This is a genomic window from Pseudomonas sp. FP597 (assembly GCF_030687435.1).
Lineage (GTDB): Bacteria > Pseudomonadota > Gammaproteobacteria > Pseudomonadales > Pseudomonadaceae > Aquipseudomonas > Aquipseudomonas lactucae.
In genome coordinates this window covers 289,950-315,415 of record NZ_CP117432.1, presented here as the reverse complement: position 1 = coordinate 315,415, position 25,466 = coordinate 289,950, and the positions used below count along the sequence as shown (strand labels likewise).

The 25,466-nt window shown below is 60.0% G+C and carries 23 protein-coding genes; 15 read left to right on the top strand and 8 right to left on the bottom strand.

The genetic code is table 11. From position 1 onward, the window contains the following. The first annotated feature begins 126 nt into the window (after nucleotides 1-126). The 4 genes from PSH66_RS01465 (at nucleotide 127) to PSH66_RS01450 (ending at nucleotide 4,986) form a co-directional block, all read left to right on the top strand. A complete protein-coding gene (locus PSH66_RS01465) occupies nucleotides 127-1,014 on the top strand; it encodes a LysR family transcriptional regulator (RefSeq protein WP_141064618.1) in 888 nt (295 codons plus the stop codon). Between the two features lie 97 nt (nucleotides 1,015-1,111). Next, nucleotides 1,112-1,951: a formate dehydrogenase accessory sulfurtransferase FdhD gene (gene fdhD / locus PSH66_RS01460; RefSeq protein WP_003171041.1), complete on the top strand. Its 840-nt coding sequence runs from the start codon at nucleotides 1,112-1,114 to the stop codon at nucleotides 1,949-1,951. Next, nucleotides 1,948-4,296, top strand: a complete 2,349-nt coding sequence (locus tag PSH66_RS01455; RefSeq protein WP_003171040.1) for an FdhF/YdeP family oxidoreductase — start codon at nucleotides 1,948-1,950, stop codon at nucleotides 4,294-4,296. Before fdhD ends, PSH66_RS01455 begins: the two co-directional genes overlap by 4 nt. 207 nt (nucleotides 4,297-4,503) lie before the next feature. Next, nucleotides 4,504-4,986, top strand: a complete 483-nt coding sequence (locus PSH66_RS01450) for a glycine zipper domain-containing protein (RefSeq protein ID WP_003171039.1) — start codon at nucleotides 4,504-4,506, stop codon at nucleotides 4,984-4,986. A gap of 110 nt (nucleotides 4,987-5,096) precedes the next feature. Here the strand turns inward: PSH66_RS01450 and PSH66_RS01445 are convergent, their stop codons facing one another. From PSH66_RS01445 to PSH66_RS01435, 3 genes are all read right to left on the bottom strand, one after another. Next, nucleotides 5,097-5,528 carry a thioesterase family protein gene (locus tag PSH66_RS01445; protein ID WP_003171038.1) on the bottom strand — a complete coding sequence of 144 codons (432 nt, stop codon included), beginning with the start codon at nucleotides 5,526-5,528 and terminating at the stop codon, nucleotides 5,097-5,099. Nucleotides 5,529-5,551: 23 nt separating this feature from the next. Beyond that, the gene (locus PSH66_RS01440; RefSeq protein WP_305428242.1) at nucleotides 5,552-7,489 is read right to left on the bottom strand and encodes an ATP-dependent DNA helicase RecQ; all 1,938 of its coding nucleotides are present in this window, start codon (nucleotides 7,487-7,489) and stop codon (nucleotides 5,552-5,554) included. 224 nt (nucleotides 7,490-7,713) lie between these two features. After that, nucleotides 7,714-8,889: a tetratricopeptide repeat protein gene (locus PSH66_RS01435; protein ID WP_003171036.1), complete on the bottom strand. Its 1,176-nt coding sequence runs from the start codon at nucleotides 8,887-8,889 to the stop codon at nucleotides 7,714-7,716. A gap of 175 nt (nucleotides 8,890-9,064) precedes the next feature. Between PSH66_RS01435 and PSH66_RS01430 the strand changes: the two genes are divergently transcribed. From PSH66_RS01430 to PSH66_RS01415, 4 genes are all read left to right on the top strand, one after another. Continuing rightward, the gene (locus PSH66_RS01430; RefSeq protein ID WP_003171034.1) at nucleotides 9,065-9,235 is read left to right on the top strand and encodes a YhfG family protein; all 171 of its coding nucleotides are present in this window, start codon (nucleotides 9,065-9,067) and stop codon (nucleotides 9,233-9,235) included. Beyond that, on the top strand, nucleotides 9,235-9,831 hold the full coding sequence (locus PSH66_RS01425; protein ID WP_305428241.1) for a putative adenosine monophosphate-protein transferase Fic: 597 nt from the start codon (nucleotides 9,235-9,237) through the stop codon (nucleotides 9,829-9,831). Before PSH66_RS01430 ends, PSH66_RS01425 begins: the two co-directional genes overlap by 1 nt. Nucleotides 9,832-10,456: 625 nt before the next feature. After that, the gene (locus PSH66_RS01420) at nucleotides 10,457-10,813 is read left to right on the top strand and encodes a DUF1493 family protein (protein WP_305428240.1); all 357 of its coding nucleotides are present in this window, start codon (nucleotides 10,457-10,459) and stop codon (nucleotides 10,811-10,813) included. Between the two features lie 102 nt (nucleotides 10,814-10,915). After that, nucleotides 10,916-11,767 (top strand): DMT family transporter, encoded by an 852-nt coding sequence (locus tag PSH66_RS01415; RefSeq protein WP_078822888.1) that lies wholly within the window; start codon nucleotides 10,916-10,918, stop codon nucleotides 11,765-11,767. 57 nt (nucleotides 11,768-11,824) lie between these two features. On the opposite strand, the gene PSH66_RS01410 is transcribed toward PSH66_RS01415, so the two are convergent. Together PSH66_RS01410 and hslO are read right to left on the bottom strand one after the other, a co-directional pair. Beyond that, entirely contained in the window at nucleotides 11,825-13,366 is a 1,542-nt protein-coding gene (locus PSH66_RS01410; protein WP_078731105.1) for a phosphoenolpyruvate carboxykinase, read from the bottom strand. Between the two features lie 179 nt (nucleotides 13,367-13,545). Further along, the gene (gene hslO, locus PSH66_RS01405) at nucleotides 13,546-14,448 is read right to left on the bottom strand and encodes an Hsp33 family molecular chaperone HslO (RefSeq protein WP_003171027.1); all 903 of its coding nucleotides are present in this window, start codon (nucleotides 14,446-14,448) and stop codon (nucleotides 13,546-13,548) included. 125 nt (nucleotides 14,449-14,573) lie between these two features. Here hslO and PSH66_RS01400 point away from each other — a divergent pair, with 125 nt between their 5' ends. Further along, nucleotides 14,574-15,377, top strand: coding sequence for a phosphatase PAP2 family protein (locus PSH66_RS01400; protein WP_305428239.1), 804 nt, complete (start codon nucleotides 14,574-14,576; stop codon nucleotides 15,375-15,377). 29 nt (nucleotides 15,378-15,406) lie between these two features. On the opposite strand, the gene PSH66_RS01395 is transcribed toward PSH66_RS01400, so the two are convergent. Continuing rightward, on the bottom strand, nucleotides 15,407-15,814 hold the full coding sequence (locus PSH66_RS01395; protein WP_305428238.1) for an RNA-binding S4 domain-containing protein: 408 nt from the start codon (nucleotides 15,812-15,814) through the stop codon (nucleotides 15,407-15,409). A gap of 116 nt (nucleotides 15,815-15,930) precedes the next feature. On the opposite strand from PSH66_RS01395, the gene PSH66_RS01390 reads away from it, so the two are divergent. From PSH66_RS01390 to rimK, 3 genes are all read left to right on the top strand, one after another. Further along, nucleotides 15,931-16,710, top strand: a complete 780-nt coding sequence (locus PSH66_RS01390; RefSeq protein WP_003171024.1) for an EAL domain-containing protein — start codon at nucleotides 15,931-15,933, stop codon at nucleotides 16,708-16,710. A gap of 79 nt (nucleotides 16,711-16,789) precedes the next feature. Beyond that, nucleotides 16,790-17,206 (top strand): ATP-dependent zinc protease, encoded by a 417-nt coding sequence (locus PSH66_RS01385; RefSeq protein WP_254854389.1) that lies wholly within the window; start codon nucleotides 16,790-16,792, stop codon nucleotides 17,204-17,206. Next, nucleotides 17,203-18,108 carry a 30S ribosomal protein S6--L-glutamate ligase gene (gene rimK / locus PSH66_RS01380; protein WP_003171022.1) on the top strand — a complete coding sequence of 302 codons (906 nt, stop codon included), beginning with the start codon at nucleotides 17,203-17,205 and terminating at the stop codon, nucleotides 18,106-18,108. Before PSH66_RS01385 ends, rimK begins: the two co-directional genes overlap by 4 nt. 96 nt (nucleotides 18,109-18,204) lie before the next feature. On the opposite strand, the gene PSH66_RS01375 is transcribed toward rimK, so the two are convergent. Then, nucleotides 18,205-19,518, bottom strand: coding sequence for an ATP-binding protein (locus PSH66_RS01375; RefSeq protein ID WP_003171021.1), 1,314 nt, complete (start codon nucleotides 19,516-19,518; stop codon nucleotides 18,205-18,207). Between the two features lie 117 nt (nucleotides 19,519-19,635). After that, nucleotides 19,636-20,376 (bottom strand): two-component system response regulator OmpR, encoded by a 741-nt coding sequence (gene ompR / locus PSH66_RS01370; protein ID WP_015373500.1) that lies wholly within the window; start codon nucleotides 20,374-20,376, stop codon nucleotides 19,636-19,638. Between the two features lie 356 nt (nucleotides 20,377-20,732). Between ompR and PSH66_RS01365 the strand changes: the two genes are divergently transcribed. The 3 genes from PSH66_RS01365 to gshA all read left to right on the top strand — a co-directional run bounded on the left by PSH66_RS01365 (nucleotide 20,733) and on the right by gshA (nucleotide 25,238). Next, entirely contained in the window at nucleotides 20,733-23,057 is a 2,325-nt protein-coding gene (locus PSH66_RS01365) for a Tex family protein (protein WP_003171019.1), read from the top strand. Beyond that, nucleotides 23,057-23,440: a PaaI family thioesterase gene (locus PSH66_RS01360; RefSeq protein ID WP_003171017.1), complete on the top strand. Its 384-nt coding sequence runs from the start codon at nucleotides 23,057-23,059 to the stop codon at nucleotides 23,438-23,440. Before PSH66_RS01365 ends, PSH66_RS01360 begins: the two co-directional genes overlap by 1 nt. Before the next feature lie 214 nt (nucleotides 23,441-23,654). Beyond that, nucleotides 23,655-25,238, top strand: coding sequence for a glutamate--cysteine ligase (gene gshA, locus PSH66_RS01355; protein ID WP_141064631.1), 1,584 nt, complete (start codon nucleotides 23,655-23,657; stop codon nucleotides 25,236-25,238). Nucleotides 25,239-25,466: the final 228 nt, after the last annotated feature.

Below are 25,466 nucleotides of genomic sequence, written 5' to 3'. Positions count from 1 at the left end.
CGCTCCTTGGTATTTAAGTTCCAGATGCCCAAGACTAGACCAATCCCACACAATTGGGTTCCAGACCGGCCCAAGACCCAAACGCGCTAGAATCCCACCGCCATTGGAATAAGCCCTGGAGCGAAGATGGACATCAAACAGCTGAAATTCCTCATCGCCCTCGACGAAACCCGTCACTTCGGCCAGGCCGCGGCGCGTTGCCATATCACCCAACCGACCCTGTCGATGCGCCTGCGCAGTCTGGAAGAAGAGCTGGACTTGCCTCTGGTCAATCGCGGCCAGCGCTTCGAAGGCTTCACCGCCCCTGGCGAGCGCGTGCTGGCCTGGGCGCGCACGGTGCTGGCGGCCTATGACGGCTTGCAGGCCGAAGCCGCTGCCTGTCGCGGTAACCTGGTCGGTACGTTGCGCCTGGGCGTAGTGCCACTGTCGAGTTTTGATCCGTTGGCGTTGATGCAACAATTGCATAAAGAGCACCCGAGCCTGCGCTTCGAGCTGTCGGCCCTCAGCTCGGAACAGATTCTTGAGCAATTGGCGAGCAATCGCCTGGACCTGGGCGTGTCATACCTGGAGCGCCTGGACAACGAACGCTTCGACTCGCTGGCCCTGGGTGAAACCCGCATGGGCCTGCTCTACGATCAACGTTTTTTCAGCTTCGGCGACACGCCGTTGAGCTGGGAGGCGCTGATCGAACTGCCCCTGGGCATGCTCACCAGCGGCATGCATTTTCGCCAGTCCATCGACCACAACTTCCACAGCCGTGGGCTCCATCCGCAACCGCTGCTGCAAACCGATGCCGTCCATCAGTTATTACAAGCCGTACACGGCGGCCTCTGCTGCGCGGTGATGCCATTGGACGGTGGCCTGGAAGCGCTCACCGAACACCTGCGCCTGCAACCGATCGAAGACGCTCACACCCTGGCGCGCCTGGGGCTGATCATGCGTCGCAGCGCACCCCGTTCGGCGTTGGCCGAGGCCTGTTTCGCGCTGTATCAGAAATTGCACATCGAGCCTTGATCGACGTCATCTATCGGTAGATCAGTACTGGCAATTAGACGCGACGCTTTGTCGCGCCTAGTCTAAACACTGATCAATCCGCCGGTGGTACTGCCTCATGAACGCCAAGCGCCCTGTCTGCGCGGCGCCCGCTCTCCAAATGCCCGCGCCCGCCGCCAGCCAGAGCTACCAGTATTGCAATCTCGAACACACGGATGTCGGCAGCACTGCGCTGGCCGAAGAAGTGGCGTTGGCCATTGCCTATAACGACATCAGTCAGGCAGTCATGCTGGTGACGCCGACGGACCTGGAAGACTTTGTCGTCGGTTTCAGCATCGGCAGCGGCATCATCGCCGACGTCAGCGATATTTATGACCTGAAACTCAGCGGCTCGGGCTCTGCCCAGCAGGCTCAGGTGCAGATTTCCAGTCGCGCGTTCTGGAACCTCAAGCAACAGCGCCGTCAGTTGGCCGGTACCAGCGGCTGTGGCCTGTGCGGCGTGGAAGCGGTGGAGCAGGCCCTGCCGGATCTTCAGGCACTGCCCGGCGCGCCCTTGCCGCCGGCCGAATGGCTCGATGGCCTGCGCCAACGCATCGGCGCGTTCCAGCCCTTGGGCCAGTACAGCGGCGCGGTGCATGCGGCAGTGTTTATGAACCACCGGGGCGAATTGCTGCTGGGCCGCGAAGACATCGGCCGGCACAACGCCCTGGATAAATTGATCGGTGCGCTGATCCGCCAAAAGATCCCCACCGAAGGTGGCTTGGCGATTGTCACCAGCCGTTGCAGCCTCGAATTGATCCAGAAAGTCCTGCGTGCGGGCATCCAGACCCTGGTCAGCCTGTCGTCGCCCACAGGCCTGGCCCTGCAATGGGCCCGCCGGCACAACCTCAATCTCATCCACCTGCCGCAAAAAAGTGCGCCGCGGGTCTACAGCCCTGCGATGGAGAACCAGCCGTGAGCAATCATCATCAAGCCGACCAAACCCCGACCCCGCGCTACAAGCCTTACAAAGGCCCGGCCGGCGGCTGGGGCGCACTGATCAGCGTGGCACAGGCCTGGCTGACCAGCGACAACGCGCTGAAAAACCTGCGCATGATGCTCAAGACCAACCAGAACGGCGGCTTCGATTGCCCAGGCTGCGCCTGGGGTGACTCGCCGGAAAGCGGCATGGTCAAGTTCTGTGAAAACGGCGCCAAGGCGGTCAACTGGGAAGCCACCAAGCGCCGTGTGGACGCTGCGTTTTTCGCCAAGCACAGCGTGACCGCGTTGCTGGAGCAGAGCGATTACTGGCTCGAGTACCAGGGCCGCCTGACCGAACCGATGCGCTACGACGCCGAGACCGACCGCTACACACCCGTCAGTTGGGAAGCGGCCTTCGACCTGATCGGCAAGCACCTCAACGCCTTGCCAAGCCCGGACATGGCCGAGTTCTACACCTCGGGCCGGGCCAGCAACGAAGCGGCCTACCTGTATCAGCTGTTCGTGCGCGCCTACGGCACCAACAATTTCCCGGATTGCTCGAACATGTGCCACGAGGCCAGCGGCGTGGCCCTGGCGCAGAGCGTGGGCGTCGGTAAAGGCACCGTGACCTTTGATGATTTCGAACACGCCGACGCGATTTTCGTGTGGGGCCAGAACCCTGGGACCAACCATCCGCGCATGCTCGAACCCTTGCGCGAAGCGGTTAAGCGCGGCGCGCAAGTGGTGTGCATCAACCCCTTGAAAGAACGCGGTCTGGAACGCTTCCAGCACCCGCAGCACCCGCTGGAAATGCTCACCAACGGCGACAAGCCAACCAACACCGCCTATTTCCGCCCGGCGCTGGGCGGCGACATGGCCATCCTGCGCGGCATGGCCAAGTTCCTGCTGCTGTGGGAACGCCAGGCCCAGGCCGAAGGCAAGGAAGCGGTGTTCGACCACGACTTCCTCAACGAACACACGGCCAACGTGCTGGATTACCTGGCCAGGATCGACGACACCTCATGGGACGAAATCGTCGAGCAATCCGGCCTGCCGCTGGTGCAGATCGAGCAAGCGGCGCGCATGTACGCCAAAGGCAAGAACGTGATCATGTGCTGGGCGATGGGCATTACCCAGCACCGCCACTCGGTGCCGACCATCCAGGAACTCGCCAACCTGATGCTGCTGCGCGGCAACATCGGCCGCCCGGGCGCCGGCCTGTGCCCGGTGCGTGGCCACAGTAACGTGCAGGGCGATCGCACCATGGGCATCAACGAACGTCCTCCGGTGGCGTTCCTCGACTCGCTGGAGCGTCGCTTCCAGTTTCGGGTACCGCGCACCAACGGGCACAACGTGGTCGAAGCGATCCACGCCATGCTTGAAGGGCGCTCCAAGGTGTTTATCGGCCTGGGCGGCAACTTCGCCCAAGCCACGCCGGACAGCACCCGCACCTTCGAGGCGCTGCGCAACTGCGACCTGACCGTGCAGATCAGCACCAAGCTCAATCGCAGCCACCTGACCCACGGTAAAGACGCACTGATTCTGCCGTGCCTTGGCCGTACCGATATCGACATCCAGGCCGAAGGCCCGCAAGCGGTCACGGTGGAAGACTCGTTCAGCATGGTTCACGCCTCCAATGGCCAACTGCAACCGCTGTCCAAGCTGATGAAATCCGAGCCTGCCATCCTCGCCGGTATAGCCGCCGCTACCCTGGGCAGCAAACCGGTGGACTGGAACTGGCTGGTGGCTGACTACGGGCGTATCCGCGACCTGATCGCCGACACCATCCCGGGCTTCAAGGATTTCAACGAAAAGATCAAGCACCCGGGCGGGTTCTATCTGGGTAACTCCGCCGGCGCACGCCGCTGGAATACCCCGTCTGGCCGCGCCAACTTCCGCCCGAACAGCCTGCCCAAGGACCTGATCCACGAGCGGACCCACGCCACAGGCCGTGTGCCGGACCTGATCATGCAATCGATGCGCTCCCACGATCAGTACAACACCACCATTTATGGTCTGGACGATCGCTACCGTGGGGTCAAAGGCCAGCGTGACGTATTGTTCGTCAACGAAGCCGACATCATCCGACTGGGCTTCAAGCCAGGACAAAAGGCCGACATTGTGTCGCTGTGGGAAGACGGCCGTGAGCGCCGCGTCAAGGGCTTTACCTTGCTGGCATTTGATATTCCGGCGGGGCAGGCAGCCGCTTATTACCCGGAAGTGAATCCGCTGGTGCCGCTCGAAAGTACCGGCGATGGCAGCCATACGCCAACCTCGAAATTCGTGGCGATTCGCCTGGAAGCCGCGAGCGAGAGCGGTTTGATCATGTCGCGCTCGGCCTGATCGATCATTTTGGACACAAAAAAAGGCCGCTTTTGCATAAAAGCGGCCGTTCCGAAGAGCTAATGACTCGCAAAAATCACTTAAGTTCCGCAGTTAAAACAGTAACTTAGAGAATTGTGTACAACTCGTGTTACTGGTCGGATTTCTATTGTCAGCATGTCAATACGGCCTCAGGATCGCGCCGTCATCCCCTTGAGGTTTACCTGAATGAAGCTTTCCTCGATTCTCTTGTTGTCCCTTGGCCTGGTCAGTGGCGCAGCCATGGCCGGTGGCACCACCGAAGCCGGTGTAGGCGGCGCATTGGGCGGGGTTCTAGGTTCAGTTGTCGGCCAACAACTGGGCGGCAACACAGGTTCGACCATCGGCGCGGCCCTTGGCGGCGCGGGTGGTAGCGCGGTCGGCGCCGACAAGCGCAGCCGTGGCGAAGCCGCCATTGGCGGCGCACTGGGCGCAGCCGGCGGCAACGTCGTGGGGCGCAGTGTCGGCGGCAGCACCGGCGCACTGGTCGGCTCCGCAGCCGGTGGTGGCGCAGGTGGCGCGCTGGGCAACTACATGGGTAACAAGAGCGACGACGATGACCGCCGTTATCGTGGACGCGACCGTGACGACCGTCGCTACTACCGCGATGACCACCCAGGCCGTGGCCATGCCTATGGGCATCGCAAGAACAAGCATCGTTATCGCGACTGATCCATACGCAGTCTGAAGATCACAGCAGTATCCATGTGGGAGGGGGCAAGTCGAATCGTCGCACCGCCCCTCCCACATTAGTTTTGCAGTATTTTTTTTGGGGGGGCCGGCTACACCACCAACCGCTGCAATGCCTCACGCAACATCCCCGGAATCGTCACCGGCTGGTTCGTCCCCCTGTCCACAAACACATGCACAAAACGCCCCGCCGCACAGGCTTCCTCTTCGCCTGTCTTGAACACCGCCAACTCATACTGCACTGAGCTGTTGCCCAGCTTGCCCACTCGCAAGCCGATTTCAATGCGCTCGGGAAAGGCGATCGACGCGAAGTAATCGCACGCCGAACTCACCACAAATCCCACCACCTCGCCGTCATGAATATCCAGCCCGCCCTGCTCGATCAGGTAGGTATTCACCGCCGTGTCGAAGAAGCTGTAATAGGTGACGTTGTTGACATGGCCGTACACATCATTGTCGTGCCAGCGCGTAATGATCGGCTGGAAGTGAGGGTAATCGGCACGTTGCGGCACGGAGTCAGGCATGTAGACCTCTGGTGAAAGGGAATTTACAGGTCGTTCAAATGGGCCTCGGCCCACTCGCGCACTTCGGCGTAGGGGTAGTCCTCCAGCGCAGCAAAACCCGGAATGCCCCGCGCCTTTAACTTGTTGAACAACGGCACACTGATCCCACCCAGGAACCGCGTCAGCCGTTCCGCGCCGGGCAGTTGGCCGGTGTGCACATGATGCCTGTGGATAAAATCACCGCACAGCCCCATGAAGTTTTTATCCACAAGCGGCGGCAGACTCGGCGGCGGTGGCAGATGCGCGACGTGCCCGTGGCACACCGAGCAATGTCCGCAGCGCTGCGGTGCGTTCTCATCACCGAAATACCGCGCCAACCGTTGCCCCAGGCACTGTTCAGTGGCAAACAGATCAAGCATGGCGTGAATCCGCGCCACCTCCGTCACCTCGTGCTGCTTGAAGCCTGTGTATAACTCGGCGCTCAGCACCAGTGGATCAAAATCGGTATTCAGCAGGCTGTAGACCTCCGTCATCTGCTTGCTTTCCAGCTCGATCAGGCCCTGCTCCTGGAAGTAATCCAGCGCCTTCACCACGCGGCCGCGCTCGGCGTTGTGCTGCTGGTAAAGCGCGTCGAAATCCACCGTCGCCCAGGTTTTCGCGCGCTTGCACACCTGGATAATGGCCGCGACAAACTGCTGCCGCTCACCCGAGAAGCGCGCCAGTAAAGCCTCTGGCTCAATCAGGTACTTGAAGCGGTATTCGGCATAAAACGCATAGCGCGGCGCGATCACGCCTTTGAGTTCCAGTTGCACCAACAGCGTCTTGAGCGGCAACTCACGAATATTGCTGTGGTCCGACAGCGACCTCAGCACAAACTCCCACTGCCCCTCGCTGCGCGCCGCCTGCAAGTCTTCGAGCACGTGGCGGATGCCCTCCTGCTCGGGCGTATCGCCGTAGATGAAGTTCTCCAGCACATTGAGACTGTCGCGGTTGGCCAACACCAGGCAGTCCGAAGGCTGGCCATCACGCCCGGCGCGGCCGATTTCCTGGCTGTAGTTCTCGATGGATTTGGGCAGGTCGAAGTGCACCACATTGCGGATGTCACTCTTGTCGATGCCCATGCCGAACGCGATGGTGGCGACAATGCAATTGGAGCGACCGCCCATGAAGCGCTGCTGGATACCTTCGCGTTTGTCATGGGGCAAACCGGCGTGATAGGCCTCGGCCTGGATGCCGTTGCGATTCAAGTGTTCGGCGATCTGCTCGGCGGTTTTCTGCAGGGTGACGTAAACGATGCTCGGCTGGTTGGCGCGCTCGCTCATCCACTGCACCAGGCGTCGGCGCTTGTCCGCCCCGCTGACCGGCTCGACCAACAGGTTCAGGTTCGGTCGATAGAAACCCGTGGTCACCACATCGTCCGGCGCAATAGCGAACTTGGCCTGCATATCGGCAATCACCTTGGGCGTGGCGGTAGCCGTCAGCAGCAGCGCTTGCGGGATCTTGAACTGGCGTTGGTAGTCCGGCAGTTTCAGGTAGTCCGGACGAAAGTTGTGGCCCCATTCGGAAATACAGTGCGCCTCATCCACCACCAGCAATGAGATCCGCACGCTTTGCAGAAAATTACGAAAGCGCTCGTTCTTCAGGCGCTCCACGGAAATCATCAGGATTTTCAACTCGCCGGAACGGGCGCGAGCCATCACGTCATTGGCCGCCTCGCGACTCTGCGCCGAATCGATGCTGCCCGCCGAGATACCGTGGCGTTGCAAGAAGCCCAACTGGTCCTGCATCAACGCCAACAGTGGCGACACCACCAATGTCAGGTGTGGCAGCAGTACGGCAGACAGTTGATAACACAGGGACTTGCCCGACCCGGTCGGGAAAATCGCGGCCGCCGAACGACCTGCCAGAACGGCGCTGACCGTTTCTTCCTGGCCCAAACGAAACTGTGGATAACCGAAGACCTGCTGGAGGGTGTCGTGCATAGGCTGTCACTCCATTGACCGTTGAACGTGGCTTAAAAACGTAGCCCAGTCGGCTCAGCGGATCGAGAAAGGTCGCATGAAAAAAAGAGACAGGATGATACACAGGGTGGGGGATGGCCCAGGGCCGAAGTGGGAATAATATGAGCAGGTAGCAGGAAGACACAGATCCAAATGTGGGAGGGGCTTGCCCCCTCCCACATTTTCAGAACCGCGCCATGGCTGAATCAGCGGTTCCGCACGCGCTCAATCGCCGTGTCATACACCGGATTGGCCTTCTGCTCCTTGGCCAACTGGTAATGACGCAACGCATCCGCAAACTGCCCCGCCGCTTCATAGATCCGCGCAATGTTGTAGTAGGCGCCGGCACGTACGGTGGCCGCATTGGCACCGGTCGCCAGGGCGATGGCCTTGCGATTGGCCCAGATCGACTCGGCAGTGTTACCGGCCTTCTGATATGCCAGACCGAGGTTGCCGTAGGCCTTGCCAAACCCATTGTCCAGATCGATAGCCTGACGGAACAGATCAATCGCCTGGTCCAGGTTACCCGCTTGGTAGGCCGCTTCACCCTGTACGTTCAGACGCTTCGCATCAGCTTGTGCGGATGAGCTGACAGCTACTGCGGTGACTGCAACGCTGTCATCCAGCAACGGCTTTACTTCGTTCAGTACGTTCTTGGCATCGACCTTCACACCGCTGAACGTGTTGATGTCCTGGAAGTCGCCGCTACCGGTCATGCGGAACACTGTCCACAGGTTACCGCTGCGGTTTTTCGGCACATAGTAGGTGCGTACCAGCGATTGGCCCATGTACACGAACACTTTGGCTTCGCTGTTGGACAACTGGCGCGAGCTTGGATTACCGCCGTTGCTGTAGTCGTGCACGGCGTAAACGTAGCTTTCGCCGTAGTGTTTTTTCTGCAGGGTGATGGTTTCAGGGCCGTAGCTGTCGGTGTCATCCACGTCCAACTCGGCGTCGGTGCCGGTCTTGTTCTCGAAGTAGATATTGTTGCCGGGGAAGATCATATGGGAGTCGAGATCGTCCGGCGTCTGGCCCCAGGTCAGCACCACACGCAGGCCATCGAGGTTTTCCATCACCGGGCTGATGGCATAGGTCATGCCCTTGCACGGGCACTTCACCACCAGGTTGGAATAACCAGGCTTCTTGATGATTAGCAGGTTGCTGGCATCATCAGCCGCCTCGCTGGTCAAGGTCACCTGGCCCTGGGCGTTGGTACGACCCACCACGTTCTGCGCGCCGTTGCGTTGCAGCAGCACTTCGGCGTCGGCGATTTTCTGGTCCTTGACCACCGCGCTGAGCACTTCAATCGGCAACTGTTCGGCCTGAGCGGAAAAAGCCACCGCACACAAAGACATCGCCGAAGCGACACGAAGCAAACTCATGCTTAACTCCCTTTAAGTAACGGGCGGAATCGCCCTACAAGATTTTGCGGTGAAACATACGCTGAATTCAGCCTGCTGGCGGACTTTTTATACAAAATGTGACGCGTTTTTTATCCCGCCTGCCCGCTGACGCATTGCGCTACAATCAAGCCTTGCTACCCAGGAGGACGCTGCGATGAGCGAGCTGACGTTTGAGCAAAAACAGGATCACTACCATAAGATCCGCCGTTCCAATTACCTGGCCAGCCTGCGCCTGGAAGGGTTCGAGACCCAACCCGCCGACGTCGACAAACCCTTGCCGACCCGCGAAGCCGTGCTTGCCAAGTACCGCAACACCTCACGCTGATGCTCGACAAATACCGGGTGGGCCAGGACCCGTACTGCTATCCCGGTAGCAGCGTCCTGCGCAACCGCCTCGATTTGCTCGACGAGCACCGCCTGCATCAGGCCGAGCGGGAATTATCCGAAATCGCCGTAGGCAACCTCCCGCTTTTCCCACCACCCTACGACCTCGAGCGCCTGCAACACATCCACCGTACGCTGTTCGGCGACATCTACGACTGGGCCGGTGAACTGCGCAGCGTCAACATCCAGAAAGGCGACACACTGTTCTGCACCCCGGAGCGCATCACACCGGAAGCGGCGAAGATCATTCGGCATATGGAACAGGCGAACTGGTTTGTCGGCGCGAGCCAGGCCGAACTGGTGACACAAATTGCCGAGGCGTACGGCGACCTCAATGTTGTTCACCCCTTCCGCGAAGGCAACGGCCGGGCGCAACGGATTTTGTTCGAACAGATCATCGTGAATGCGGGGTTTTCGGTGAACTGGTGGCTGGTCAAACATGCAGCGTGGATACCGGCGAATATTGATGCGGTGGCGTGCGATTATCGCGGGCTGGAGGCCATATTCGAGCGGTGTATCAGCAGGCCGGCCAACTAAGGAAGTTGGCTTTTCGGGGCGCTACACCGCCATCGCGTGGCAAGCCCGACTCCCATAGTTTGAGCCGTTTTACCTGTCAAATCGCTGCCAAGCCGAAAATGCCAGAAACTACTGTAGGAAACGGCCAAGCACCGCGCAATCCCATTCCTAAACTGCAAAAAACACCTGCTCGCCCCTCTACAGAACGTCCCTCTTTCTGACCGAAACTAGCGCTCTCTCAATTTTTTCGGCAAAAAAATGTGAACATCGAAAGGACTCAACACGTCGGCCATTACGGCGTCACGTTCAGCGTGATTCGCCTTACCCCAGCGATACAGCATCTCAATGCATGTGTACTCAGATGAATCATAGTCAGCTGCTTTACCTACAACTGGCGATATTTCTCGGCCTTTACCTTTTGCTGTACTACAAGATCACCGACTGCACGCTCAGAAAGCGCTTCGCCGTCACTTTTATCGCAACCGGCTTGATGCTTATGTTCTGGCTACCCGTCGCTGCCATCATTTTAAGTATTGAGCTCCTACCCTTCGCCCTGTTCTTGATAGGCTTGGCGCTCTTGATCACTCGAAACAAATACCGTCTCCAACGCAACCATCCCCCTCACCCACTCCTGCGTGCCCCCACCATGAACCTGGCCCCCAACTTCCCCGAAGACCCCGCGATGCAACAGTTGCTGCAACTGCTGCACGAAGAAATCGGCCTGCCGAAACACAAGACCCTCCGCCTGCAAACGGCGATCAACTTCGACCTGGGTTGCGACGGCAGTGAGGCCAAACAACTCATGGAAGCACTGGAACAGGATTTTGGCGTCGACCTGGGCGACTACGACGCTTATCGTTACTTCAACCCGCCGATGTTCGACGTGTTCATGAAACACCGCGCCAAGGGTCGTGGCGAAAAAGTGCCACTGACCATCGGTATGCTGTATCTGGCGATCAAGACCCACAGCTGGGACACGCAGACGCTGGAGAACCTGAGCTGAGCGAACACCGACTCCAGGCACACCGCAACCCCTCCCACATTGGATCTGCGCGAGCCCAAGGGGCCGCGTTCAAAACAACAAGGATCTTGCATGGACGCAACAATGGGCCTGCTGGCCGCCCTGCTCTGGGGCGGCACGGATTTCCTCGTGGGCCTCAATGCCCGCGCCGTCGGTGTTAAACGCGCCGTGTATTTCGGTCAGGCACTTGGCTTCCTGATCATGACCTTGCTGCTGGTCATCTTTCCGATCTTCCTCTTCAAAGCCCTCGACGCGTCACTGAGCGTCTGGCTGCTGGGCATTGCCGCCGCACTGCTCACTGTGTCCGGCGCGCTCGCGCTGTCCAAGGCTTTCGCTCTGGGCAAAGCAGCCATCGTTGCGCCGCTGGTGACGTCATACGGCGTGGTCACCACCCTGCTGTCCTGGGCCAGCGGTGAACACATCAATCTGATCCAACTCGGCTGCATCGCCCTGTGCGTGCTCGGTGTGATCCTCTCCAGCCTCCACAAGGACAACGGCGTCCCTCATAACAACCCACGTCTGTCCATCGCCTACGCCATGCTCGCCGCATTGCTGTACGGCACCAGTTTCTGGTTGCAGGGCCGCTATACATTACCGGCGCTGGGGCCGATTACCATGCTGTGGCTGGGTTATCTGGTGGGCGTGTGCGTACTGGTGATGATGGTGCTGAGGATCAAGGACGGCCTGAAAATACCACCGTTGAAAAACTGCGCAACGTTAACCGGCGCCAGCGTGATGAACCTCGGCGGGTTCTCGGCGTTTTCATGGGGAGCGATGGCCGGATCGGTCTCGGTGGTAACAGTGATCAGCACGTTGTCGGGTGGGATTGCGGCGATTCTGGGGTTTGTGTTTTTCAAGGAGCGATTGGCGGCCGTGCAAGTGCTGGGGGTCGTGTTGGTGCTGGTCGGGGCGGTGCTTTTGCACATTGCTTATTAACCCATCGCGCACAAAAAAGCCGCCCACAAGAGGCGGCTTTTTCACAACATGCGAATCTTACAACTTGGGACCCGCAGCCTTGATCGCATCGCTCACTTCAAATTTCTTGAAGTTCTCGATGAACAGGCCGGCCAACGCCTTCGCCGCTTCATCGTAAGCCGCCTTGTCAGCCCAGGTGTTACGTGGGTTCAACAGGCCGGTTTCAACGCCCGGTACGGCCAATGGCACGTCAAGGTTGATGGTGTCGAGGTGTTCGGTTTCGGCACCGATCAGAGCGCCGCTCTGGATCGCTGCGATCACGCCGCGCGTGGTCGGGATATTGAAGCGTTTGCCGACACCGTAGCCGCCGCCGGTCCAGCCGGTGTTGACCAGGTAGACCTTGGAGCCGAAGCCGCGGATGCGCTTGATCAACAGCTCAGCGTATTCACCAGCCGGGCGCGGGAAGAATGGCGCACCGAAGCAGGTGGAGAAGGTCGACTTGATGCCGCTGCCCGAACCCATTTCGGTCGAGCCCACCAATGCGGTGTAGCCGGACAGGAAGTGGTAGGCCGCTTGCTCTTCGCTGAGGATCGACACGGGCGGCAGTACGCCGGTCAGGTCGCAGGTCAGGAAGATCACCGCGTTTGGCTCGCCGCCCAGGTTCTTCTCGGAACGCTTGGCAACGTGCTCCAGCGGGTAGGCGGCACGGCTGTTCTGGGTCAGGCTCACGTCGGCGTAGTCAGCGTGCTTGGCTTCGTCGATCACGACGTTTTCCAATACCGCGCCGTGCTTGATGGCTTTCCAGATAACCGGCTCGTTCTTCTCGGACAGGTCGATGCACTTGGCATAGCAACCGCCTTCGATGTTGAACACCACGCCCTCGCCCCAGCCGTGTTCGTCGTCACCGATCAGGTAACGGCTTTCGTCGGCCGACAGGGTGGTCTTGCCAGTGCCGGAGAGGCCGAAGAACAGGGTCACGTCGCCCGCTTCGCCAATGTTGGCGGCGCAGTGCATCGGCAGTACGTCGGCGGCCGGCAGCAGGAAGTTCTGCACCGAGAACATGGCTTTTTTCATTTCACCGGCGTAACGCATGCCGGCGATCAGCACTTTTTTCTGGGCGAAGTTGAGGATCACGCAACCGTCGGAGTTGGTGCCGTCACGCTCTGGCACGCACTCGAAGTTGGCCACGTTGAGCACTTGCCACTCATCCCGGCCGGCCGGGTTGTACTGTGCCGGGTTGATGAACAGGCAACGACCGAACAGGTTCTGCCAGGCAGTCTGGGTGGTCATTTTGACGGCCAGGTAGTGGTCTTCGGCAGCCCCTACGTGAACGTGGGAAACGAAGTGCTCTTGCGCGTTGTTGAAGGCTTCTACGCGGTTCCACAGGGCATCGAACTTGTCGGCCGGGAACTTGCGGTTGATCGGGCCCCAGGCGATGGCGTCCTGGGTGGAAGGCTCTTCAACGATGAAACGGTCAACCGGCGAACGACCGGTGCGGTGACCGGTTTCCACGACCAGCGCGCCAGTATCGGCAAGCACGCCTTCACCGCGCTGCAGGGCTTCTTTGACCAGATCGTCAACACTCAGATCGGTGTATACGGCGTTATTGGCTTGCGTCATGAGGTTCCCCGTCGGCCTGTGGCCGAGTGCTCCAAACGTTTTGTAGTAGAAAGTTGCGCACTACTACCGCGAAAAAAGTGGGCCGGATTATGCCAGAAAAGCCCAAAAAGAGTAGGGCCCTCCCGTCAGAACACCTCTAATCCGGCATTTGTCAGGTGATTTACCTGTGCTTAAACGTTTTAGTGGCGGGTGTCGGAAGGCGTGTCGATGCCAGCGCCGGCGAACAATTGAGCGACATCAGCCGCATCGAACAGGTAGCGCTCGTTGCAGAACTGGCAGTCGATCTCGATATGGCCACCGTGTTCCACCACCAGATTTTGCGCATCTTCCAGGCCCAGGCTGACCAACGCATTGGCCGAACGCTCGCGCGAGCAGCTGCACTTGAAGCGCAGGCCCTGTGCATCGAACAAGCGCACGGCTTCTTCGTGGTACAGGCGATGCAGGATGGTTTCGTTGTCCAGGCCCAGCAGTTCTTCGGCTTTCAGGGTGTCGGCCAGGGCAATGATGTGCCGCCAGCTTTCGGCACGGTCATCGTCGTCCTTGATACGGTCGGCCGGCAGCTGTTGGACCAACAGGCCACGGGCGCGCTTGCCGTCGGCGTTGAGCCAGAACTTGGTGCCCACCTGCTGGGACATCACGAAATAGTTGGTGAAGCAGTCCGACAGCGTTTCGCCGTCAAGGTCGACGATGCCCTGGTAACGCTGGCCTTCCGTCGGGTCGACCGTAATGGCCAATACACCATTGGCCATCAGGTCGCTGAGCGTGGCGTCCGGAGCGATCCGGTCGGCCTCATAACGAGCCAGTCCACGGATCTCACGCTCGCTGGAGCACTCGATCATCAGCATCGGCACCGGTCCTTCGGAGCGGGCCTGCAGGATCAGCAAGCCGTCGAATTTCATGGTGCCGACCAGCAGCGCGGCGGCCGCCATCAGCTCACCAAGCAGCTGTGCGACCGGCTCCGGATAGGGGTGCTTGGCAAGGACTTCGGCATAGCTGCGCTCCAACGAGACCATCTCGCCGCGGGCGTCGCTCTCGTCGAAAATGAAGCGTTGGGTGAAGTCGGTATCCGGTAAATCAGTCATAGGTCTGGGTATCTGAATTGATGACAAATTGGTTACAGCGTTTATAAAATTAAACGCTTTAGCACCATTCTGGTGCGGTTTTCTCTTGGAAACAGAGAACTTAATAGAGCGAAGAGGGACAGTTTATGAACAATCCGGGTTTGTTCCAAGCCAAGTGGAACCTCCGGCGATGGGCTCTTTGCAATCTACTCGCTATCGGACTGCTGTGTTTTTGGCTGTGGCCCACGGGGCAGATGCTGTGTGTGATTTTCGACGAGTGGCTGTTTCATCTGCTCAACGACCCGCTGGCGACCAATGCAACGTGGCTGCATCTGTGGGCTGTCGCCAGTTTGCGGCCGTTTGACGCGGTGGTCGGGGTGATTCTGCTGACCCTGCTGATTCGCGGCGACTGGGTATTCAAGGCCGTGCAGGTGCGCCAGGGGCTGTTAGGTTTTGTCGGCATTTTGTTGCTGCTGTTGTTCATCCGCATGCTGTTTTCCAAGCTGGCCGCGCAGATGGGCTGGCAACACAGCAGCCCCTCGATGATGATTGGTGGGGCAGTGCAAATGAGTGACTTTTTCCCTGGCCTGGAGAAGACCTGGGAGCTGAAGGACCGTTCGAGCCAGAGCTTTCCGGGGGATCATGCGTCGGTGCTGTTGATCTGGGGAATGTTCATGACGGTATTTGCCCGGCGTGTCGGCCAGGTGCTGGTGATCTGGGGGCTGGCAGTGTTGTTCATGATGCCGCGCCTGGTGGCAGGCGCGCATTGGGGCCAGGACGATTACATCGGCGGGGTGCTGCTGGCGCTGTTGGCGTTGGGTTGGGGGTATTACACGCCGTTTGCGGCGGTGGTGTCGGGGGCGCTGCTGAGGGTGACGACGCCGATCTTCGAGTTACTCGGCAAGTTGCCGGTGATCGGACAATTGAGCATCGTGCGCACAGCCCCTTAACGCCCCCTCCCACAGGGGGATCTGCGCGATCAGTCATCATTGCCACTGCCGCGAAACTTGAACAGATCGCGGCGCTGCTTCTTGCTTGGCTTGCCATCGGTGGTCAGACCTGAAGCCCCCGCCTTGCGCATCGCCGCCGCATTTTCGCGCTTGGCGATGCTGGCTTCGGTCTCGGTGTACAACGCCTGCGCTTCAGGTGCGCTCCGGCGCACGATGGACAGCGCCTGGACCACAATGGTCTTTTCGTCGAAACCGGTACGAATCTGCAACTCGTCGCCGATGCGCGGCTCCTTGCCCGGTTTGCAGCGCTCACCGCGATGATGCACCTTGCCACTCTCAATGGCGGCCTTCGCCAGGGCACGCGTCTTGTAGAAACGCGCGGCCCACAACCACTTGTCCAACCGGACCTTTTCTTCCTCTTCCTGCTTTTGAGCCACTTGAATTCCTCGCTCTGAAAAATGTCGCAACTTTACCGTTGAAACCCTTCGACGCATAAACCCCAAGGCTCACCTAAGATACGCCAGGTAGCATTCTGTTTTCGCGAGGACATGCCGTGACCGACTTTCCGATTTCACTGACCTCGCCAAACCAGCGATGCGTGGGATGCCAGCAAAGCGAGCCCCTGGGGTTCGATTTTGCTTTCGCCTACCAGCCCATCGTAGACCTTCGTGACCATTCGATCTTCGCCAACGAAGCCTTGGTGCGCGGTGTCAACGGTGAAGGGGCGCTGTCGGTGCTCGATCAAATCACCGAAGCCAATCGTTACCGCTTCGACCAGCGCTGCCGTACCCAGGCGATCGCCGGCGCTGCGGCATTGGGGATGCAGACCTACCTTTCGATCAATTTCATGCCCAATGCTGTCTACCGTCCGGAGCTGTGTATCCGCAGCACGCTGGAGGCGGCCCGTGCACATAATTTCCCAGTGGACCGGCTGATTTTCGAGACCCTCGAAAGCGAGCATGTAGATAACTATCGCCATTTGACGAATATTCTGCGTGAATACCGCGAATTCGGTTTCAAGACCGCCATCGATGATTTCGGCGCGGGCTATTCGGGGCTGAATCTGTTGGCCGATTTCCAACCTGACCTGATCAAACTCGATATGGCGCTGATTCGCGATGTCGACCAGGACCGTGTCCGTCAGGTGATCGTCCGGGGGATTGTCACAATCTGTGAGCAGTTGGGCGTTACTGTCATTGCCGAAGGCGTCGAAACTGCCGGCGAGCGAGACTTTCTGTCCGACTGTGGAATATTTCTGATGCAGGGTTACTGGTTCGCCAAGCCCGCATTCAATGCCCTGGCCAAGGTCTCACCTCAGGCCTGGGCGAACTGATCGGTTACCCATATTGAAGACATTTGACCATTTGACCGTTGTGGGTCTGCGTGAGTGGGTGGCACTTCCCGACCTGGGAGTGGCAGGCCTGCGCGCGAAGATCGACACCGGTGCCAGCACCTCCAGTCTGCACGCCACCGATATCGAGCCCTTTGAGCGCGACGGTGAAAAGTGGGTGCGCTTTACCGCACACCTGGGCAGCGTGGTGCAGCTGCGTCATCGCCGCTGCGAAGCCCCACTGGTGACAATGAAAACCATCAAGAGCTCCAACGGCCATGCGCAGGTGCGCTATGTGATCAGCACCACCCTGGCGCTGGGGGATGGGGTATGGCGGGTGGAATTCACCCTCGCCTGCCGCAAGGCCATGCGCTACCGCTTATTGCTGGGCTCCAAGGCGTTGATTGACGGCCAGTTGGTAGTCAATCCCGGCCTCAAGTACGTTCAAGACAAGCCGGTGTTCCCGGTCTCTACTATTTCTGCCCCAGGTGCTGCATGAAGATTGCTGTGCTGTCGCGAAACCCGCGTCTGTATTCCACCCGCCGCCTGGTCGAGGCCGGCACCGAACGTGGCCACGAAATGGTGGTGATCGACACGTTGCGTGCCTACATGAACATTGCCAGCCACAAGCCGCAGATCCATTACCGCGGTAAGCCGCTGGAGGGCTTTGATGCGGTGATTCCGCGTATCGGCGCTTCGGTGACGTTTTATGGCTGCGCGGTGCTGCGCCAGTTTGAAATGATGGGGGTGTTCCCCCTGAATGAATCGGTCGCCATTGCGCGCTCGCGAGACAAGCTGCGTTCGCTGCAATTGCTGTCGCGTCGAGGCATCGGCCTGCCGGTCACCGGTTTCGCCCACTCCCCCGACGACATCCCCGACCTGATCGAAATGGTCAATGGCGCACCCTTGGTGATCAAAGTGCTGGAAGGCACCCAGGGTATCGGTGTGGTGCTGTGTGAAACCGCGACGGCCGCCGAGTCGGTAATCGAGGCGTTCATGGGCCTCAAGCAGAACATCATGGTGCAGGAATACATCAAGGAAGCCGGGGGTGCGGATATTCGCTGCTTCGTGGTGGGCGACAAGGTGATTGCGGCGATGAAGCGTCAGGCCAAGCCTGGCGAGTTTCGCTCCAACCTGCACCGCGGCGGCAGTGCCAGCCTGATCAAGATCACCCCGGAAGAACGCATGACCGCGCTGCGGGCGGCCAAGGTCATGGGTCTGGCCGTGGCGGGTGTGGATATCCTGCGGTCAAACCACGGGCCGCTGGTGATGGAGGTGAATTCATCACCAGGCCTGGAAGGGATCGAGACCACCACGGGCAAGGATGTGGCGGGGATCATCATTCAGCATCTGGAGAAGAATGGTGGGCCGAATATGACCCGGACCAAAGGCAAGGGCTAGAAAAGCAGTGGGTAGCCTCAAGCTGTAAGCTGCAAGAAAGGGCAAAAGTGACATACCTTTCTCTTGCAGCTTTAAGCTTGCGGCTTGCAGCTGTTCCTAGACCGCGTCTCTAGGCAGCATCAAGCCTAACGGCAAGCGCACCCGCGCCTCCAGACCACCGCCCTCGCGGTTGCGCAGTTCGACATTGCCGCCATGCATCGAAGCAATGCGCCGCACAATCGCCAGCCCCAGGCCAGTGCCTTTGCCACCCCGCGCACGATCACCACGGGTGAACGGGTTGAAAATGCCTTCCAGCTCGGCCGGATCAATCCCCGCGCCACGGTCCATCACACTCAACACCACATAAGGTGCCGCATTGTCGCCGGATACATACGCCGCCACTTCCACATCGGAGCCGGCATGGTGCAAGGCGTTGCCAATCAGGTTGTTCAGCAGGCGCTTCATCGAGATCCGACGCAACGCAAACGGCTGAATCGGCTCAAGACGCATACGTACCTGTTCGCTACTCTGGTTGTAAGGCGCTACCACTTCACGCACCAGGTCGGTCAGGTCGACTTCTTCCACTACTTCGTCACGGCCATCGCGGATAAACGCCAGGAACTGGTCGAGAATCGCGTCCATGTCCTCGATATCGCGGACCATGTCGTCGGTCAGGTCGGTATGGTTGTCCATCAACTCCAATGACAGGCGCAAACGCGTCAATGGCGTACGCAGGTCATGGGACACGCCCGCCAGCATCAGCTCGCGTTCGCGCCCGGCCTGTTCGACGTCTTCCGCCATCTGGTTGAACGCGCCATACACCTCGGTCATCTCACTGGGCGTATCACTGACCGGCAGGCGCACGCTGCGCCCCTGACCCAGCTGGCGCGCGGCAAACACCAGGCGTTTGAGCGGCTGGTTGAGCTGACGCACGAAAATCCAGGCGGAGGCCGTTGAGAGCAAGCCGATCGCCAGGAACCAGCCCAGCACGTTCCAGATCTTCTGCCCCCGCAACGGATGCGGATACAACGGCACCTTGATCCAGGCATCCCCCAGGCTCGGTGCCCTCACCCAGAGCGCGGGCGAAACATGCATGCGCAATCGCACCTCGGTATCCTCGCCCAGCTCGGCCTGCATCTGGCGCTGGTAAATCTCGCTGTAGGGCCAGTGCTGCTCGCCTTCGGGGACGCCGGCGCCGTCGACCCGGGTCAACGTCGAGGCCTTGGCCACCTTTTCGCGGTTCTCGGGGTCTACGGCCCAATAACCACGCAACGTCAACGCGACACCATGGCTGTATTGCCGATCCACCAGCACGTCCTCGTTCATCAATAGATAAACCAGTGTGAGTGCCTTGGAAAACAGAACGACGATCAACACCAGCCAAAGGGTGCGCGAGAAGAAACTTTGAGGGAACCACAGCGGGGTTTTCATAGATGACAGCTGGACACCTTGCAGGAACGAGCGGTGCTCGCAGAATTGCAGACGCCGGGCATCGCGTCGACCCTTATAAAGTCAAACGCGAAAATGCCCGCCTCGGCAAATCATTGGTCACTTGGTTGCGGTGCCATCCGGCACAAACACATACCCCACGCCCCATACCGTCTGGATATACCGTGGCTTGGACGGGTCCGGCTCGATCATCCGGCGCAGACGGGAAATCTGCACGTCGATGGAGCGCTCCAGGGCGTCCCACTCGCGGCCACGGGCCAGATTCATCAGCTTGTCGCGGGTCAGCGGCTGGCGGGCGTTCATCACCAGGGCCTTGAGCACGGCAAATTCGCCGGTGGTGAGCATATGCACTTCGTCGCCACGTTTAAGCTCACGAGTTGCCAACGACAACTCGTAGTCGCCAAAGGTAACGCTTTCGTCTTCGCTGCCAGGTGCACCGGGAACCGGTGGTGCCTGGCGACGCAATACGGCCTTGACCCGCGCCATCAGCTCATCCGGATTGAATGGCTTGGCCAGATAGTCATCGGCGCCCAGTTCAAGGCCCTTGATACGGCTCAGCTCATCGCCCTTGGCGGTGAGCATGATGATCGGGATCTGGTTGTTCGCGCCGCGCAGACGCTTGCAGGCCGTAAGGCCGTCTTCGCCGGGCAGCATCAGGTCGAGCACGACCAGGTTGAATACTTCACGCCCCAGCAGGCGGTCCATCTGCTCGGTGTTCGGCACCGCGCGGGCACGGTAGCCTTTGGAATTGAAGAAACGCTCCAACAGGCTGCTCAGCCCCGGATCGTCATCAACGATGAGAATTTTTTCGCCTTCAGCAGTTTGTGCAGTGCTGCTCATTGGATGCTCCTCTTATCTCGGCGCGCATTATGGCCTAGCTGCCGTTATACGCACCGTGTGCATTGTTAGCAGATTTTTCCTCCACTGCCAGCGAACCCGCGCCCTACAACCCTGCGTGCAGTAGCCCTCAAGGACAGAACGCTGGTTATAATGCGGCGCCTTCGTGCAGGGCAACGTCAGATCGTTACCGTTTACTGCCGGGCTTTTTTTACCCGCTTGTCGTGATTTTTTCGATTTCGAGGGTCAATAGGCTGCCTCTTGACCCAGGTAGCGGCGCCAGTCGGGCCGCTCAACCAGCCGCGCAAGGCCTTGTTTTCCGGGCCTGCGAGCTGCTTTTCAGAATTTCAGGTGGTTTTATGGACAGCATCAACAGCCGCATCGCCGAGGAACTCGGCGTACGCCCACAACAGGTCGAAGCGGCCGTCGCTCTACTGGATGAAGGCTCCACGGTGCCCTTCATCGCCCGTTACCGTAAAGAAGTGACCGGCAGCCTCGACGACACCCAACTGCGTCACCTGGAAGAGCGCCTGCGCTACCTGCGAGAACTCGACGAACGGCGCATCAGCATCCTGGCCAGCATCGAGGAACAGGGCAAGCTGACCCCGCAACTCGAGCGCGACATCAAGCTTGCCGACACCAAGACCCGCCTCGAAGACCTCTACCTGCCGTACAAACAAAAGCGCCGCACCAAAGGCCAGATCGCCCTCGAAGCCGGCCTGGGCGAGCTGGCCGACGGGCTGTTCAACGACCCGTCGTTGACCCCGGAAGCCGAAGCCGCGCGTTTTGTCGATGCCGAAAAAGGCATCGCCGACGTCAAGGCCGCCCTCGAGGGCGCCAAGTACATCCTCATGGAGCGCTTCGCCGAAAACGCCAGCCTCCTGGAAAAACTGCGCACCTACCTCAAGCAGGAAGCCATCCTCAGCGCCCGCGTCATCGCCGGCAAAGAGGAAGAAGGCGCCAAGTTCCGCGATTACTTCGAACACGACGAACCGCTGAAAAGTATGCCATCGCACCGCGCGCTGGCGATTTTCCGCGGCCGCAACGAAGGCATTCTCAGCTCGTCGCTGAAAGTCGGCGACGAGTTGCCGGGCACCATGCACCCGTGCGAAGGCATGATCGGTCAACAATTCGGCATCCAGAATCAGAACCGTCCTGCGGACAAGTGGCTCGGCGAAGTCGTGCGCTGGACCTGGAAGGTCAAGCTCTACACCCACCTGGAAACCGACCTGCTCGGTGAGCTGCGCGACGGCGCCGAAACCGAAGCGATCAACGTGTTCGCCCACAACCTGCACGACCTGCTGCTGGCCGCCCCGGCCGGCCCGCGCGCCACCCTGGGTCTCGACCCGGGCCTGCGCACCGGCTGCAAGGTCGCCGTGGTCGACGCCACCGGCAAGCTGCTGGACCACGCCACCGTGTACCCGCATGTGCCACATAACAAGTGGGACCAGACCCTCGCCATCCTGGCCGCGCTGTGCGCCAAGCATTCGGTGGACCTGATCGCCATCGGCAACGGCACTGCCAGCCGTGAAACCGACAAGCTGGCCGCCGAGCTGATCAAAAAATACCCAGCGATGAAAATGACCAAAGTCATGGTCTCCGAGGCCGGCGCTTCGGTGTACTCGGCGTCGGAGCTGGCGTCCAAGGAATTCCCGGACCTTGACGTCTCGATCCGTGGTGCGGTGTCCATCGCCCGCCGCCTGCAGGACCCGCTGGCAGAGCTGGTGAAAATCGACCCCAAATCCATCGGCGTCGGCCAGTACCAGCACGATGTGTCGCAGTTGAAACTGGCGCGCGGCCTGGATGCCGTGGTCGAAGACTGTGTGAACGCCGTCGGCGTGGACGTCAACACCGCCAGCGTGGCGTTGCTGGCGCGGATCTCCGGCCTCAACGCCACGCTGGCGCAGAACATCGTGACCCACCGTGACGAAAACGGCGCCTTCAAAACCCGCGCCGCGCTGAAAAAAGTTGCGCGCCTGGGCGAGAAAACCTTCGAACAAGCCGCCGGTTTCCTACGCGTCATGAACGGCGATAACCCGCTGGACTCTTCGGCCGTCCACCCGGAAGCCTATCCGCTGGTGCAACGCATCGCCGCCGAGACCGACCGCGATATTCGCTCGCTGATCGGCGACGCCGCCTTCCTCAAGCGCCTGGACCCGAAGAAGTACACCGACGAAACCTTCGGCGTGCCGACCATCACCGACATCCTGCAAGAGCTGGAAAAACCCGGTCGCGACCCGCGCCCCGAGTTCAAGACCGCCGAGTTCCAGGACGGCGTCGAAGACTTGAAGGATTTGCAGCCGGGCATGATCCTCGAAGGCGTGGTGACCAACGTGACCAACTTCGGCGCCTTTGTGGATATCGGCGTGCATCAGGACGGTTTGGTGCATATCTCCGCGCTTTCGGAGAAGTTCATCAAAGACCCGCGCGAAGCGGTGAAAGCCGGTGACGTGGTCAAGGTCAAGGTCATGGAAGTCGATATCCCGCGCAAGCGCGTCGGCCTGTCGATGCGCATGAGCGACGAGCCCGGCGAGAAAATCGACGGTGCCCGTGGCGCACGCCCTGGCTCCGCACCGCGTCAGTCGCAGAACAACGCACCGCGCAAGGAAACCGCGACCGCAGCGCCAAGCAACAATGCCATGGCCTCGCTGTTCGCCAACGCCAAGCAATTGAAGAAACGCTGATGGAAATGCCCGCCGGGTTGACCCAGAGCGCGTTCAGCGAACTGATCGGCTGCCGCCTGCAACGCCTGGAAGACGGCGTTGCCGAGGTGGCCCTGACCCTGGAGCCGCACCTGCGTAACCGCGCGGGCAAGCTGCATGGCGGGGCTATTTTCAGTCTGGTCGATATCACCATGGGCCTGGCCTGTTCCAGTGCCCATGGCTTTGACCAGCAGAGCGCGACCATCGAATGCAAGATCAACTACATCCGCGCCGTCGAAGACGGTGACGTACTGTGCACCAGCCGGGTGATTCACGCCGGCAGGCGCACCCTGGTGGTCGAAGCCGATGTGTATCAGGACGAAAGACTTGTCGCAAAAGCGCAGGGCACGTTCGCTGTCCTATAGCTCCCCACCCTTGATTTGAGTTAATTTCGGCGCTGCGATAACAGCGTCGGAATTTTCCTGCTGTGCTGTAGCCCAATTCATGGAATGAAGTAGGCTTATTAGTAGCGGGTCAAATCGACTCAAAACCAGGCGATCACGCCAGTTTTAACTTCACCCTTGTAGACCGTCCTGCCCACCCCCATATTGGGGCGACTGACGCGTGAAGGAATCCAACTTGAGCGAACTTCTCAACCGCCGCCTGGCCCTGCTCGGCAAGCGCGAACACCTCTCCCTGCTAGAGCACTGCCTGCACGGCATCGAGCGTGAATGCCTGCGCGTCACCGGTGAGGGTCGCCTGGCACAAACGCCGCATCCCGAAGCCCTGGGCGCCGCGTTGACCAACGAATTGATCACCACCGACTACTCCGAATCGCTGCTGGAGTTCATTACCCCGGCCCTGCCCAACCCGGCCGATACCCTGAGCAGCCTGGACAAGATCCACCGTTTTGCCTATTCCAAGCTCGGCAGCGAATACCTGTGGAGCCCGTCGATGCCATGCCCGTTGCCGGCCGAGGAAGATATTCCGATTGCCTACTACGGCACCTCCAATATCGGCCAGCTCAAGTACGTGTACCGCAAGGGCCTGGCCCTGCGATACGGCAAGACCATGCAGTGCATCGCCGGCATCCACTACAACTTTTCCCTGCCGGAAACGCTGTGGCCGTTGCTCAAGGAGACTGAAGGATTTGTCGGCACCGACCGCGATTACCAGTCCAACGCCTATATCGCGCTGATCCGCAATTTCCGCCGCTACAGCTGGCTGCTGATGTACCTGTTCGGTGCCTCACCGGCGCTGGACGCGGGGTTCCTGCGCGGTCGCTCGCACCAGTTGGAAGTCCTCGACGCAGACACCCTGTACCTGCCCTACGCCACCAGCTTGCGTATGAGCGACCTGGGTTATCAAAGCAACGCCCAGGCCGGCCTGACGCCTTGCTACAACGACCTGGCGAGCTACACCGACAGCCTGCGCGAAGCGGTGGCAACGCCCTACGCGCCCTACGTCGAAGTCGGCACGCACAAGGACGGTGAGTGGGTGCAGCTCAACACCAACATCCTGCAGATCGAAAACGAGTACTACTCCAACATCCGCCCCAAGCGCGTGACCTACACCGGCGAACGGCCGATCCAGGCGCTGATGGCCCGCGGCATTCAGTACATCGAAGTGCGCTGCCTGGACATCAACCCGTTCCTGCCGATGGGCATCGACCTGCCGGAGTCGCGTTTCCTCGATGCGTTCCTGCTGTACTGCGCTCTGAATGACAGCCCGCTGTTCGCCAATAACGAATGCGGTAACGCCACGTCCAACTTCCTCAGCGTGGTCAAGGAAGGTCGGCGTCCGGGCCTGGAGTTGCAGCGTGACGGTGCGTCGGTGGACATGAAGGCCTGGGCCACCGAGCTGCTGGAGAAGATCGCACCGTTGGCCGCGCTGCTTGACCAGAGCCATGGCATCGGCGAACACAGCCAGGCGCTGGACGCCCAGCTGGCCAAGGTCCAGGACCCGTCCTTGACCCCGTCGGCCCAGGTGTTGGCGGCGATGGCCGAGCGTAAGGAGAGTTTTGCGCAGTTCTCCCTGCATCAGAGCCAGCTGCACGCCGAGCATTTCCGCAAGGAGCCGCTGGCGGCCGAAGAGCAGGCACGCTTTGAAGAACTGGCGCGCGCGTCGCTGGCGCAGCAGGCGGAGCTGGAGCAAAACGAAGTGGGCGATTTCGATGTGTTTGTCGGGTCGTACCAGGCGAGCATTCTGGCCATCAGCAACTAAGGACCTACACGGTCTCCTATGGGAGGGGGCTTGCTCCCGATAGCAGAGTGTCCGTCACCCAATCAGTGACTGAACCACCTATATCGGGAGCAAGCCCCCCCCCACATTTAATCCTCCATCAGGCTCAAGATTTGCTTCAACCTTTCGCCCATAAGCTAATTCGAAAAAGTTATTTATTTTCGAATTCTTAGATCATTTAGTCTCCTCGCATGCCGACCCTCGGCCGCA

Coding starts and splice junctions, on each gene's coding strand:
- PSH66_RS01465 (WP_141064618.1), top strand. CDS start 127: ATGGACATCAAACAGCTGAAATTCCTCATCGCCCTCGACGAAACCCGT.
- fdhD (WP_003171041.1), top strand. CDS start 1,112: ATGAACGCCAAGCGCCCTGTCTGCGCGGCGCCCGCTCTCCAAATGCCC.
- PSH66_RS01450 (WP_003171039.1), top strand. CDS start 4,504: ATGAAGCTTTCCTCGATTCTCTTGTTGTCCCTTGGCCTGGTCAGTGGC.
- PSH66_RS01445 (WP_003171038.1), bottom strand. CDS start 5,528: ATGCCTGACTCCGTGCCGCAACGTGCCGATTACCCTCACTTCCAGCCG.
- PSH66_RS01440 (WP_305428242.1), bottom strand. CDS start 7,489: ATGCACGACACCCTCCAGCAGGTCTTCGGTTATCCACAGTTTCGTTTG.
- PSH66_RS01435 (WP_003171036.1), bottom strand. CDS start 8,889: ATGAGTTTGCTTCGTGTCGCTTCGGCGATGTCTTTGTGTGCGGTGGCT.
- PSH66_RS01430 (WP_003171034.1), top strand. CDS start 9,065: ATGAGCGAGCTGACGTTTGAGCAAAAACAGGATCACTACCATAAGATC.
- PSH66_RS01425 (WP_305428241.1), top strand. CDS start 9,235: ATGCTCGACAAATACCGGGTGGGCCAGGACCCGTACTGCTATCCCGGT.
- PSH66_RS01420 (WP_305428240.1), top strand. CDS start 10,457: ATGAACCTGGCCCCCAACTTCCCCGAAGACCCCGCGATGCAACAGTTG.
- PSH66_RS01415 (WP_078822888.1), top strand. CDS start 10,916: ATGGGCCTGCTGGCCGCCCTGCTCTGGGGCGGCACGGATTTCCTCGTG.
- PSH66_RS01410 (WP_078731105.1), bottom strand. CDS start 13,366: ATGACGCAAGCCAATAACGCCGTATACACCGATCTGAGTGTTGACGAT.
- hslO (WP_003171027.1), bottom strand. CDS start 14,448: ATGACTGATTTACCGGATACCGACTTCACCCAACGCTTCATTTTCGAC.
- PSH66_RS01400 (WP_305428239.1), top strand. CDS start 14,574: ATGAACAATCCGGGTTTGTTCCAAGCCAAGTGGAACCTCCGGCGATGG.
- rimK (WP_003171022.1), top strand. CDS start 17,203: ATGAAGATTGCTGTGCTGTCGCGAAACCCGCGTCTGTATTCCACCCGC.
- PSH66_RS01375 (WP_003171021.1), bottom strand. CDS start 19,518: ATGAAAACCCCGCTGTGGTTCCCTCAAAGTTTCTTCTCGCGCACCCTT.
- ompR (WP_015373500.1), bottom strand. CDS start 20,376: ATGAGCAGCACTGCACAAACTGCTGAAGGCGAAAAAATTCTCATCGTT.
- PSH66_RS01365 (WP_003171019.1), top strand. CDS start 20,733: ATGGACAGCATCAACAGCCGCATCGCCGAGGAACTCGGCGTACGCCCA.
- PSH66_RS01360 (WP_003171017.1), top strand. CDS start 23,057: ATGGAAATGCCCGCCGGGTTGACCCAGAGCGCGTTCAGCGAACTGATC.